Below are 12268 nucleotides of genomic sequence, written 5' to 3' on the forward strand. Positions count from 1 at the left end.
GGAATTCGCGCCCCATGGGACTGTCACTGGTGGTCACGGCTGAGGTCGCACGTGTCCACGAGTCCGGTCGCCGTGGCCACGATGCAGGCACTCGCTCAGGCTCGCTCGGTGTGGATGAGCCTCGGGAGGTGGTGGCCGGAGTGGGTGGTCGCCCGGCGAATGGCGATGAGCGCGGCGTCGTCGCCGAGGCGTCCGCCGACGTGGGCGAGGAGGTCACGCCGGATGTGACGCAGGAGCGGTTCGGGGCCGCACTCGGTCCACTGGGCGGCTCGTTCGGCGAACGGGTAGAAGTCACCTCTCTGGTTGCGCGCCTCGATGACGCCGTCGGTGTAGAGCAGGAGGGTTTCCCCGGATTCGAAGGTGAACACGTCCAGCGTGCGCGCCGACGGGCCCAGGACGCCGACTCCCAGTGGGGGTGCGGGGTGCAGCCTCAGTGCGGTGACGGAGTGTTCCGGGTTGAGCAGCAGGGGCGCGGGGTGCCCGCAGCTGGTGATCCGGACGATGGCGGCATCGTCGGGGATCTCCAGCAACAGGGCCGTGACGAAGCGCTCCTCGGCCCCGGCCTCGTCCTCCGGCGCGGTGAATTCGCCGTGGTAGCGACCGACGCTCTGTTCCAGCGCGTCCGTCAGCGCGATGAGCTCGGCGTGCTGATGGGAGGCTTCGCGGAACGCACCGAGCACCAGGGCGGCCTCGCCGATGGCTGCCAGGCCCTTGCCCCGGACATCTCCGATGAGCACGCGCGTGGCGTTGTCGGTACGCGTGACGGCGTACAGGTCTCCGCCGATCTCGGCCTCGTCCTCGGCGGCCAGATATACCGACGCCGTACGCAGGGGGCCGATCCCGCTGGGCAGCGGCCACAGCAGTACGTGCTGTGCGGCCTCGGCGACCGATCTCACCTGGGCCAGTTTCTGTCCGTGCCGCTCGCGTACCACGGAGTAGCCCACGATCAGAAGGGTCAGGACGGCGAGGGCGACGATCTGCACGATGACGTTGCGCGAGAAGAGGGTGCCGTCGTGCAGGCCGATGCCTGCCTGGGTCGCGAGCGCCAGGACGCCGATCGCCCCGGTCAGCCGGGGACCGGCGAAGGAGGCGGTGATCGCGGGCGCGATCACCAGGAGCGGCCCCAGGTGGATGTCGGCCGGGGCCACGATGTCGACGATCGTGATCATCACGATGAGCAGGACGGGGATCGCCAGCAGCGCATGGTTCGACTGCCGCGGGCCGAAGTCGGCAAGGCGATTCCAGATCCCCACATGTTCCACAGTGCACCGCCCCAGGACGGCTTGCTAGCGCAGCCAAGAACTATCGGCAATGCGTAGTCAAGGCTAAGGAGCGCGTCCCGAACGCGCCGGACCAGGCGTCGACGGAACCGGCCCCGCACCGGCGCCCGGCGCGAGGCCGGCAGGGCCGCCGCCGGGCCGCGGGCCGCATGCGACCAGGCGCTCGGACCGCCCGTCCGGCGTTGTGATCACCACGCTGGCCGCCCTGTCGGACACGGAGCGCGACTGCCTCCGCGACCACGCCCGAGGGCCACCACTGTCCCCGAGGTCGGGTCAGTCGAGGAGAAGGGGATTCGGCAGGGTGGCCGCGGGGTGCATGCGCAGGAGGGTGTGAAGGACTCCTGAGAGGCCTGACATGAGGCTGGGCGAGAACGCTTCGCGGGCCAGGCCGCCGACCGGGCCACGCTGCTCGAGGCCGGTGAGGATTTCGGCGTCGAGGTCGGAGGGGTCGCCGAAGTCCATGGAGGTGAGGAATTCCCAGAGACCGAGGTCGCCGTGGCACAGGGTATGGCTCCAGCCGAAGCCCTCGGCGGCGCAGGCGCGCGCGGCCCGGCGGGCCATGTCGAGGTGGGCGGGATCGCTCGTACGCCGGTGGAGATCGAGCATGCCGATGCCTACCCCCGCGCTGCCGTGGCACCAGCTGGTGAAGAAGTCCTCCTCGGCGCCGATGCGGACGTCGAGCCAGTTGCCGTGCTCGGGTTGGTAGAGGGACTCCTGATAGGCGAAGGCCCGCTCGGCGAGGTGGTTCCAGTCGCGCCGTTCGGCCGCGGAACCCGCGTCGCTGAGAGCGAGCCGGGTCAGCGCCCAGCCGATACCGGTGGCGCCGTGGGCGAAGCCGCCGATGCCCTCGGGGTTGAGCCGGGTCGTCCAGCGGGCGCCGCTCGCGTCGATGGCGGCCAGCCCGGTCAGCCGGCGGCCGATGTGCGCGGCGGCGCCGAGCCAGCGGTCCTGCCCGGTCGCCGCGGCCAGGTTGAGCAGGGGGACGACTCCGCCGGCCGCCCCGTTGAGGAGGTCCACCTCGGCGTCGTCCTCGACCAGTCGGCCCTCCGTGAGCAGCAGGGCCCTTGCCGCGGCCCGCTCCAGCAGCCAGTCCTCACCGAGCACCCGATGCAGCGCCAGCCACGTCCACACCTGCGACGCGGCACCGCTGAACGCTCCGGGTGACGGCGTCGGTGTCCGGTCCTCGGTGCCGACCAGGACCCGCAACGCCCCCTCGAACGTCTCGTCGACGCCCGGCACCTCCTGCGCCCGCCCGGCCCGCACCTCGGTCACGTACTCCGCGAGCGTCAGCGCCACCCCGCCCTGCCCGGTGTAAAGGTCGGCGGGCAGCACCCTGATGGACCACCCCGCGGGGGTGAAGACGGGGCTGATCCAGGTGACCGTGCCGTCCTCACCACGCACCGCCCCGTCACACAGCCGCCGCACCATCTGCGCGGCCAGGTCGCGGCGGCGGCGCTCCCGGTCCCGGGCGTGCGGGTCGCGGGCGGCGGCCTGCGTCCGCGTAGGCAGCGAACGCTCGTTGAGGTACGCGCCGACCAGCGCGTCCTGGATCATCGCCTCCTCCAGCGCCAGGTCGGCGGTGCGCCAGTCCTCGACGGTGGTCCGCACGGCGGCCGAGTTCACGGTGAAGGTGAACATCGGCACGTCGCCGGCCAACAGGTCCGCAATCTCGCCGTCGATGGCCGCACGCTCGGTCGGCGCGCCGGGCAGCACCTCGGCGTTGCGCCGCAGGATGTCCCGGGCCCGCTCGACCGCCGCCGTCTCGTCGTGCAACGACGCCGGGTGCCAGAGCATCCGGCCGATGTCGACGTACGCCTGCGTCGGCCGCAGGATCCGCCGCGCCTGGGCGCCTTCGAAGCGGCGCAGCAGCCGGTGCGGATCGGTCCCGGGCCGGCGCAGGTGCGCGGTCATCTCGCGGAAGCCGGCCAGAATCCGGTCCCAGTACGCACTCAGCACGGGAGTGGGGCTGGGGTGGTTGCCCGCGGTGGGCATCGCCACCAGGTCCACCTGGAATCGGGCCGCCGCGGTACCGGCGTCCGCGATCACCGGGTTCGGGATCAGTGGCTGCTGGCCGGGCAGCGATCCGACCCCGGAGATGTCCACCCCGCCGAGCGCGAAGCCGGTGCCGCGTACGGGGAGCAGTCCGGTACGCAGCACCGTACGGCGGATGGCCGCCGCGGCCACGTCCACCGCGTCGCCCCGGCCGCTGGGCGGGAAGGGTGCGGGAGCGTCGAAGAGCGTCTCGGCGTCCACGATCACCGGCACCGGGCCCGCGGCGATCATGTTCTCCGCGTGCATGTCGGTGCCGCCGGTGAAGCGGAGGACGGCCAGCCAGTGCCCTACGTTCCGGTAGAACGCGGCGAGTTCGGCCTCGCCCGCGCAGTAGCGGTGGCGGACGAACTCGGCCCAGCCGTAGCCCTCGCGTGCTTGCGTTCGCGGCACCCGGATGCGCTCGTCGGGCGCCGGTGCGCCGGGGAAGTCCTCGTAGAGCTCGTCCAGCAGCGCGCCCAGCGCCACGTCGGCTTCGGACGGCCGGGGCTTGTACATGACGCTCCCGCCGGCGAAGTCGACCCGGCTGACCGTCAGGCCGCCCCGGTGGGTGTCGCCCGCCCCGAACGCGACGGTTCGCATCTCCCCCGCTGCTCCCCCCAGCAGCGGCCGCAGCACTTCGCGGTCCGCGGCGAGCCGTTCCGCGAATCCGGCAGTCGCCGCCACCGACAGCCGTGCCACCGACGCGATCCGCGGGCCGACGTTCGGGTATCGTCCGGCCAGCCGGTCGAGATAGCCCTCCTCCCCGGCCTGCTCCAGGAACGCGGTCCACGTCCGCGTGTCGGATCCCGCCCCCGCGGCCTCGGCGTGGCGTCCGCCGCCCGCTGTCATGCGCAGCGCGTGCAGTTCGATCAGGAACAGGCGGGACAGCTTCGCGTGCAAGGACTTGAGCAGGGCGGTGTGGCCGGCCTCCACTACCGCTTCCTGTTCTTCCCGGCTCAGGGCGTCAATGGAGGCCAGCCGCCGGGCCAGCTCTTCCCGCCAAGGGCGGGCGATGGTCCGTACGGGTCGGGCGAACCATTCCGCCTCGTCCCGCCTCCCCGACTCCCCCGGCTCCCTCGACTCCCCCGGCTTCCCCGGCCTTTCCGATCTTTCCGGCACCGATCCGCTCACCGTCCACCCTCCCCATTCCGCCGTGAAGTCGCTTCTTGCGGTCGTTCCGAGGAAGCGCGGGCAACTGTGCGACCAGCCCGGACCCGTCCGCCCCCCGCCGCCACCCGCCGAGCCGGGATCCCCCCCAAACCCCACCCGCGCGGGGGGGGGGGGCCACCGACACGGCACGCTGGGGCGCGGTGCCGGGTGGGGGCCGGGGGGGGGCGGCCGCGCGGTTTCCCACGCTCCGGCTTTATGAACCGCACTCCGCGGGGACGCTCCCGAAGAGGCGTACTCCGCAGGCGATACGGTCAATGAGCGCGCCCTGGAAAGGGCACTCAGCGGTCAGGCCCTCCACGAAGGGCCCTGAAGTCACCGCAGGCGATCAGCAACACCAGCTGCCGTGCGACCCACTCGGGCTGGAACAGAAGCCGTAGAGGGAGTCGCTCGGGTCGGTGAGCGCGGCCTCGGCGGCGGCGCCGCCGACGTAGAGGGGCCCGGCGGGGTTGGTGTGGCCGTACGCGCTCTCCGCGCCCGCCAGCCAGGCTTCGAGCACGGCGGCGGTGGCAACGCTGGTCTGGGGCATGGGAGACCTCCGGTGGATGTGGGGATTGGGGCGGATTGCCCAGCCCTGAGTATCGCCGGGTTCGAACACCCGTCAGACGTCCGATCTGGCCAAAGCCATGTGGTGTTCATGCGGCCTGCCGCCTTCTGCGGGACGGGTGGGACGGCCGCACGGCCGAGCGCCGACCGGGCGTGCGCAGCGGACGCCGAGCCTCCGACTCCATGCTCCGGCCTGGGCTCCGTACCTACGAGGAGCCCCTGAAGAGCGAAGCAAGGGTGCCTCGGTGCTCGTCCGGTCAGCGCGGGCCGACCGGGAACCGGACGACCCCCATCTCGCGCCCCCTCACGTCCCGGTCCAGACCGGCCACTTGGCCAACAAGCGCACCGGCGGTCTCCGATGCCGGCTCCCATGAAGCCGACGGCCGCCGAGGGCCGCCCACCGCCGTATCCGGGCACCGTCGCATGTCGGAACGTCCTGACAAACCTGTTGACATCACTTGGGGAGCGCTCCATAGTACGTGCCACTAGAGCGCGCTAATAAAGCGCTCTAGTCTCCAGTCGCGAACGGCCGGCGGTCCGCACCCATGACCGCCATCGACGCCCCCCCCCCGCCCCGCCAAAACCCACCCTGACCAGCACAGAGAGGTGCAACAGACATGCGCAGAAACCACCGAGCGGCCGCCACGGCCGGTGCTGTTCTCACCTGCACACTCATCGCAGCCGGCTGCTCCAGCAGCTCGGGCGGCAAGAAGTCCGAGGAACGCGGCGCGGCCGCCTCCGCGGGCAAGGCCGACACCCCCCGCATGACCGTGGCCATGATCACCCACGCTGCCCCGGGCGACACCTTCTGGGACCTGATCCGCAAGGGCGCCCAGGCCGCCGCCGCCAAGGACAACGTCAAGCTCGTCTACTCCAGCGACCCCAACGCGGGCAGCCAGGCCAACCTCGTGCAGAATGCCCTGGACCAGAAGGTCGACGGCATCGCGCTCACCGCGGCCAAGCCCGACGCCCTGAAGGCGGTGGCGGCCAAGGCCGAGTCAGCCGGCATACCGGTCGTGGGCTTCAACTCCGGCTTGGACGACTGGAAGCGACTCGACATGCTCGAGTACTTCGGCCAGGACGAGAACATCGCCGGCCAGGCCTTCGGGCGGCGCCTGAACCAGCTCGGCGCCAAGCACGCTCTCTGCGTCATCCAGGAGCAGGGACAGGTCGCACTGGAAGCCCGCTGCGCCGGGCTGAAGAAGGGATTCACCGGCAAGACGGACACTCTCTACGTCAACGGCACCGACATGCCGTCCGTGAAGGCGACGATCACCGCCAAGCTCCGGCAGGACTCCTCCATCGACCAAGTGGTCACGCTCGGCGCCCCGTTCGCACTGACGGCCGTGCAGTCGGCGCAGGACGCCGGCGGCAAGGCCAAGATCGCTACCTTCGACCTCAACAGGGACCTTGTGAAGGCCGTCCAGAGCGGATCGGTCGAGTTCGCGGTCGACCAGCAGCCGTATCTCCAGGGCTACCTCGCCGTCGACGCCCTGTGGCTGTACAAGACCAACGGAAACGTCAGCGGAGGCGGCACCGCACCCGTGCTCACCGGACCCGCCTTCGTCACCAAGGAGAACGTCGACACCGTCGCCGCGTTCGCGGAGAACGGCACGCGATAACGGCATCCGACCGGCGCTGTGGGCACGGCGGCCGAGCCTCCCTTCGCCGCACCGTGCCCCGACGCCGCCCCCTACTCCTCAGGGCCGTGCCGACGGGACCGGCCCGCTCGTGCCGCGCACCACGAGCTTGGGGTCCAGCACCGCCTCTCGAGGCTCAAGGCCATCGTCCTCCAGCCGTTCCACGGCGAACCGCACCGCGTGCTCGGCCATCAGGACCGCATCCTGGCGAACGGTCGTCAGGCCGATCGGCATCAAGTGGGAGAGATGGCTGTCGTCGTAACCGATGACGGACATGTCGCGTGGAACGTCGACGCCTGCCCGTGCCAAAGCCATCAACAGACCCATCGCGCAACGGTCGTTGCCCGCGAGAACCGCTGTCGGCAGCGATTGCCCGCTGTCGCGCTCCGCCAGGAGCACGCGGCCGGTCTCGATGCCCGACCGCTCCGTGTGGTCGCCGGGGATCACCCGTATCTCCGACTCCAGCCCGTGGTGGCGCATCGCGGCCCGGTAGGCGCGACGGCGTTCGGCCGAACCGGGGCCCCGGCCGCCGTCGATGTGCACGATGCGGCGGTGGCCCTGTTCGACCAGGTGGTCCATGGCCTGCCGGATGCCCTTCGCCTCGGCGCTGTGCACGAAGTCGACGCGGGCTCGGGGGACCCGGCGGCTGACCGAGACGGTCGCCGTACGGTGACCGAGTTCCTCCAGGTACGCGGGCTCCGCCTCGGGACCCAGCAGGATCAGCGCCTCGCAACGGTGACTGAGCAGAGCCTCCACCGCCTTGGCCTCACTGCGGCCCTGGGAGCTCGCGGAGAGGACGACGTCGTAGCCGAGCCGTTCGGCCTCGGGGTAGATGCCCTCGATCAGGTCCGAGTGGAACGTCTGGTGCACGGTGAACATCACGCCGAGCGTGCGACTGCGGCCGCGGGCCAGGAGCCGGGCCGCGCTGTCCAAGCGGTAGCCGATCTCGTCGGCGACACGCAGCACCCGCTCGCGGGTCTCCTGACTCGCGCCGGGCTGATTCCGGAAGATGATCGAGACCAGTGCACGGGAAACACCAGCCTTCTCAGCGACGTCCGCCATCGTGGGCCGCTGCCTGCCCGATGCCTCCACCTGCGTACCGACCCTTCGACGGCGCCCACCCTATGGGCAGTCGCGAATTCTCCCAGCAACAAGCTATTGACATGACATTTGGACAGGGGTCATCGTACTCGCACTAGAGCGCGCTAGTAGAGCGCGCGAGAGAACCCATCGGAAGACCGCCGAAAATCCCCCGTCCCCTCCCCCAAGGACACGCCATGGCACCGGCGCCATCCCCGCTCCGCACCACCGCGGGCAACCTCTGCCTGGGCTCCGCCCCCGACTCCTGGGGCGTCTGGTTCCCCGAGGACGAGCAGCAGGTCCCGTACACCCGCTTCCTCGACGAACTCGCGCAGGCCGGCTACGAGTGGCTGGAGCTCGGACCGTACGGCTATCTCCCCACCGACCCGCAGCGGTTGAAGGCCGAACTCGACGCCCGTGGGCTCCAGGTCTCCGGCGGCACCGCCTTCGGTGCGCTGCACCGGCCGGAAGCCTGGGACGAGATGCTCGCCCACGTACGACAGGTGGCCGCGCTGACCGCCGCCGCGGGCGCCCACCATCTGGTCCTGATCCCGCCCATGTACCGGGACGAGAAGACCGGCGCGTTCACCGAGTCGCCCGAGCTGACCGCCGTGCAGTGGGCGGGCTTCGGCCGGGCCGCCGACCGGCTCGGCCGACTGCTGCTCGACGAGTACGACGTACGGCTCGTGATCCACCCGCACGCCGACAGCCACATCCAGACCCAGCCCGAGATCGAGCGGCTGCTGACCGAGTCCGACAGCCGGTACACCAACCTCTGCCTGGACACCGGCCATGTGGCGTACGGCGGTGGTGACAACCTGGACCTGATCCGCCGCTTCGGCGAGCGCGTCGGCTACGTGCACATCAAGCAGATGGACCCGGCGGTCCTCGCCCAAGTCGCCGCGGAGAACCTCTCGTTCGGCGAGGCCGTACAGCGCGGGGTGTGCGTGTCGCCGCCCGAGGGCGTGCCGAGCCCGGCCGACGTGGTGACCGAACTCGCGAGACTCGACGCCGAGTTGTTCGTGATCGTCGAGCAGGACCTGTACCCGTGCGCTCCCGATGTGCCGCTGCCCATCGCGGTACGCACACGTGAACACCTGGACGGCTGCGGCCTCTCCGGAACCCGGCGTCCGAAGACCACCCGATAGGAGGCAGCCATGGACGTCAGGGACGACGCGCCCCATGTCTCCGCCCCAGCCGCCGGCATCACGGACCACGCCCCGCCATCCGTCTCCCGGCGGCTGCGGCTCATCACCGTCATCGCCACCTTCGGCGGACTCCTCTTCGGCTACGACACCGGCCTCATCAACGGTGCCCTGCCCTACATGACCGACGACCTGGGACTGACCCCGGTCACCGAGGGCATGGTCACCAGCTCGCTGCTGCTGGGCGCCGCACTCGGGGCGATCACCGGCGGCCGGCTGTCGGACGCGCGCGGACGCCGCCGTACGATCCTCACCCTCGCCGTGGTCTTCTTCATCGGCGCGCTCGGCTGCACCCTCGCACCGACCACCGCGGTCATGGTGCTCGCCCGGTTCGTACTCGGCCTCGCGGTCGGCGGCGCGTCGGTGACCGTGCCCGTCTACCTCGCGGAGATCTCCCCCGCCGAGCGACGCGGCGCACTGGTCACCCGCAACGAACTCATGGTCGTCAGCGGTCAGCTGCTCGCCTTCACCTCCAACGCGATCATCGCCGACGTGGGTGGTGAATCCGGCGGTGTCTGGCGCTGGATGCTCGTGATCGCCACGGTCCCGGCCGTCGTGCTCTGGTTCGGCATGCTGGTCATGCCGGACAGCCCCCGCTGGCTGGCTTCCCAGAGCCGCTTCAACGAGGCCTTCGAGGTGCTCAAGCAGGTCAGGTCCGAGGCCCGGGCCCGGGCCGAACTGCGCGAGGTGTCCGCGCTCGCCGTCAAGGACGAGCAGGAGAAGCTCGGCGGCCTGCGCGATATGAAGGCCACCCCCTGGGTGCGCCGACTGATGTTCATCGGCTTCGGCATCGCGGTCGTGCAGCAGATCACCGGCGTCAACACGATCATGTACTACGGCACTCAGATCCTCACCGACGCCGGTTTCACCTCGGACAGTGCACTGACGGCGAACATCGCCAACGGTGTGATCTCGGTGCTGGCCACCTTCGTCGGCATCTGGCTCCTGGGCCGCGTCGACCGGCGGCCCATGCTGATGATCGGTCAGATCGGAACAACCACCGCCCTGCTGCTGATCGGCGTGTTCTCGCTGGCGTTGCCGGAAGGCACGGGCCGGGCGTTCGCCGTGCTGGCGATGACCGTCACCTTCCTCGCCTTCCAGCAGGGCGCGATCTCCCCGGTGACGTGGCTGATGCTGTCGGAGATCTTCCCGATGCGGATGCGCGGCTTCGGGATGGGCGTCGCGGCCGTGGTGCTGTGGCTGACCAACTTCGCGATCGGCTTGGTCTTCCCGTCCCTGGTCGACGGGATCGGGATCTCCCACACCTTCTTCCTCTTCGTGGCGGCGGGCGTCCTCTCGTTCGCTTTCGTCAAGCGCTACGTCCCCGAGACCAGGGGCCGCACCCTCGAAACCCTCGAAGCCGAACTCCGGACGCGCTTCTCCTGACTCCTCTCCTCAAGGAAACGACCATGACCGTACGTGTAGGTGTCATCGGTGCCGGAATGATCGGCCAGGACCACATACGACGACTCACCGAGGCCGTCACCGGCGCACGCGTGAGCGCGGTGACCGACATAGACCAGGCCCGCGCCACCGAGGTTGCCGCCCGCGTCGGCGCAAGCGCACTGCCGACCGGTGCCGACCTGATCGCCTCCCCGGATGTGGACGCCGTTCTCGTCACCTCCTGGGGCCCCACCCATGTCGAGCATGTCCTGAACGCCGTCACGGCCGGTAAGCCGGTGTTCTGCGAGAAGCCCCTCGCCACAACCGCCGAGGACTGTCTGCGTATCGTCGAGGCCGAACACGCCCACAGCCGCCGGCTCGTCCAGGTCGGCTTCATGCGCCGCTTCGACACGGGCTACCGCCAGATGAAGGAGGTCCTCGCCTCCGGAGCGATCGGCGCCCCGCTGATCGTGCACTGCGCCCACCGCAACCCGACCGTGCCGGAGTCCTACACCTCGGTGATGGCCGCGCAGGACACGGCCGTGCACGAGATCGACGTCCTGCGCTGGCTGCTCGACGACGAGATCGTTTCCGCCCAGGTGATCACCCCACGCGCCACCGGCAAGCGGTTCGCGCACCTCAAGGACCCGCAGATCATGCTCTTCGAGACCGCGAACGGGGTCCGCATCGACCTGGAGGTCTTCGTCAACTGCCGGTACGGCTACGACATCCAGTGCGAGACCGTCGGCGAGGAGGGCCTGGTCCGGCTGCCCGACCCGGTCGCCGTCGGGGTCCGCACCGCCGGACACCACGAGACCGCCGTACCGCAGGACTGGAAGGGGCGTTTCGCCGACGCCTTCGACACCGAGTTCCGCGAATGGGTCGCGGCCGTCGGGACCGGCAGCGAGCCCACCGGCCCGTCCGCCTGGGACGGCTACGCCGCCACCGTCATCACCGACGCCGCCGTCCGGTCCCTGGAGTCCGACGGCACCGTCGCCACCGTGGACATGAAGCCCCGCCCCGCCCTTTACGGAGGCGCCGCATGAAGATCGCCCTCGACCCCTACATGTTCCGCGCCCTTCCGCTCGACGAGATGGTCCGCACGGTCGCCGAACTCGGCTACCGATACATCGAGTTGTCCCCGCGCGACGACTTCATGCCGTTCTTCCTGCACCCACGGGCCGACGACGAGCGCGTGGCCGGCTTGAAGAACTCACTGCGCAGGCACGGCGTCCAGCTCTCCTCCGTACTCCCGCTCTACAAGTGGTCCTCGCCCGACGAGACCGAACGGCAGGCCGCCGTCCGCCACTGGAAGCGGATGATCGAGATCACCGCGGAGCTCGAATGCCCTTTGATGAACTCGGAGTTCAACGGCCGCCCCGACCGGGCTGCTGAGAGCGAGGCCGCCTTCTGGCGTTCCATGGAAGAACTGCTCCCCGTCTTCGAACGCGAGGGCATCGCCCTCAACCTGGAGGCGCACCCGGACGACTTCTGTGAGGAGAACACACCGGCGGTCGACCTCGTACGCGCCGTCAACAAGCCCTGGGTGAACTACCTCTACTGCGCCCCGCATTCCTTCCACCTCTCGGGAGCCTCGGACGTCGGCGCGGACATCGCAGCGATGATGCGCTACGCCGGCGACAAGCTCCAGCACGTGCACATCGCCGACTCCTTCAACCACAAGGGATCCTCCGGCCTGCGCTACATCCTCAACCCACCCGGCACCACGGCCCGTATCCACCAACACCTCGACATCGGTCAGGGCGAGGTCGACTGGGACGCCTTCTTCGGCACGCTCCGGGAACTGAACTTCGACGGCGTCGCCACCGCGTGCGTCTTCGCCTGGGAGGAACGCGCCAAGGGTTGCTCCGCGTTCATGCTGGACCGCATCAGCAAGGAGCTATCGGCTTAACGCGAGCGACCCACCGTGCCCCGG

Annotated in this window: 9 protein-coding genes; 5 read left to right on the forward strand and 4 right to left on the reverse strand. The window is 70.2% G+C overall.

The window, feature by feature from the left end; genetic code table 11:
* Positions 1 to 95: 95 nt before the first annotated feature.
* From ACFVWD_RS33505 to ACFVWD_RS33515, 3 genes are all read right to left on the reverse strand, one after another.
* On the reverse strand, positions 96 to 1253 hold the full coding sequence (locus ACFVWD_RS33505) for a PP2C family protein-serine/threonine phosphatase (RefSeq protein ID WP_389601567.1): 1158 nt from the start codon (positions 1251 to 1253) through the stop codon (positions 96 to 98).
* 300 nt (positions 1254 to 1553) lie between these two features.
* Positions 1554 to 4442, reverse strand: coding sequence for a type 2 lanthipeptide synthetase LanM family protein (locus ACFVWD_RS33510; RefSeq protein ID WP_389601569.1), 2889 nt, complete (start codon positions 4440 to 4442; stop codon positions 1554 to 1556).
* Between the two features lie 364 nt (positions 4443 to 4806).
* The gene (locus ACFVWD_RS33515; RefSeq protein ID WP_389601570.1) at positions 4807 to 5007 is read right to left on the reverse strand and encodes a DUF6229 family protein; all 201 of its coding nucleotides are present in this window, start codon (positions 5005 to 5007) and stop codon (positions 4807 to 4809) included.
* A gap of 634 nt (positions 5008 to 5641) precedes the next feature.
* Here ACFVWD_RS33515 and ACFVWD_RS33520 point away from each other — a divergent pair.
* On the forward strand, positions 5642 to 6646 hold the full coding sequence (locus ACFVWD_RS33520) for a substrate-binding domain-containing protein (RefSeq protein ID WP_389601571.1): 1005 nt from the start codon (positions 5642 to 5644) through the stop codon (positions 6644 to 6646).
* A 78-nt stretch (positions 6647 to 6724) separates the two neighbouring features.
* Here the strand turns inward: ACFVWD_RS33520 and ACFVWD_RS33525 are convergent, their stop codons facing one another.
* Entirely contained in the window at positions 6725 to 7726 is a 1002-nt protein-coding gene (locus ACFVWD_RS33525; RefSeq protein ID WP_389601573.1) for a LacI family DNA-binding transcriptional regulator, read from the reverse strand.
* A 215-nt stretch (positions 7727 to 7941) separates the two neighbouring features.
* Here ACFVWD_RS33525 and ACFVWD_RS33530 point away from each other — a divergent pair, with 215 nt between their 5' ends.
* From ACFVWD_RS33530 to ACFVWD_RS33545, 4 genes are read left to right on the forward strand one after another with little or no spacing between them, the layout of a single operon-like run.
* Positions 7942 to 8892, forward strand: coding sequence for a TIM barrel protein (locus tag ACFVWD_RS33530; RefSeq protein WP_389601575.1), 951 nt, complete (start codon positions 7942 to 7944; stop codon positions 8890 to 8892).
* A gap of 9 nt (positions 8893 to 8901) precedes the next feature.
* Positions 8902 to 10335: a sugar porter family MFS transporter gene (locus tag ACFVWD_RS33535; RefSeq protein WP_389601577.1), complete on the forward strand. Its 1434-nt coding sequence runs from the start codon at positions 8902 to 8904 to the stop codon at positions 10333 to 10335.
* 23 nt (positions 10336 to 10358) lie between these two features.
* Complete coding sequence (locus tag ACFVWD_RS33540; RefSeq protein ID WP_389601579.1) at positions 10359 to 11378, forward strand: Gfo/Idh/MocA family oxidoreductase; 1020 nt, start codon at positions 10359 to 10361, stop codon at positions 11376 to 11378.
* Entirely contained in the window at positions 11375 to 12244 is an 870-nt protein-coding gene (locus ACFVWD_RS33545) for a sugar phosphate isomerase/epimerase family protein (RefSeq protein WP_389601581.1), read from the forward strand. Before ACFVWD_RS33540 ends, ACFVWD_RS33545 begins: the two co-directional genes overlap by 4 nt.
* The last annotated feature ends 24 nt before the right edge of the window (positions 12245 to 12268 follow it).

This window comes from Streptomyces sp. NPDC058086, from assembly GCF_042885015.1.
In the GTDB taxonomy this organism is placed as follows: Bacteria; Actinomycetota; Actinomycetes; order Streptomycetales; family Streptomycetaceae; genus Streptomyces.

Bases quoted from the DNA above. Each gene is read 5' to 3' on its own strand.
- ACFVWD_RS33515 (WP_389601570.1), bottom strand. From the start codon at position 5,007: ATGCCCCAGACCAGCGTTGCCACCGCCGCCGTGCTCGAAGCCTGGCTG.
- ACFVWD_RS33520 (WP_389601571.1), top strand. From the start codon at position 5,642: ATGCGCAGAAACCACCGAGCGGCCGCCACGGCCGGTGCTGTTCTCACC.
- ACFVWD_RS33525 (WP_389601573.1), bottom strand. From the start codon at position 7,726: ATGGCGGACGTCGCTGAGAAGGCTGGTGTTTCCCGTGCACTGGTCTCG.
- ACFVWD_RS33530 (WP_389601575.1), top strand. From the start codon at position 7,942: ATGGCACCGGCGCCATCCCCGCTCCGCACCACCGCGGGCAACCTCTGC.
- ACFVWD_RS33535 (WP_389601577.1), top strand. From the start codon at position 8,902: ATGGACGTCAGGGACGACGCGCCCCATGTCTCCGCCCCAGCCGCCGGC.
- ACFVWD_RS33540 (WP_389601579.1), top strand. From the start codon at position 10,359: ATGACCGTACGTGTAGGTGTCATCGGTGCCGGAATGATCGGCCAGGAC.
- ACFVWD_RS33545 (WP_389601581.1), top strand. From the start codon at position 11,375: ATGAAGATCGCCCTCGACCCCTACATGTTCCGCGCCCTTCCGCTCGAC.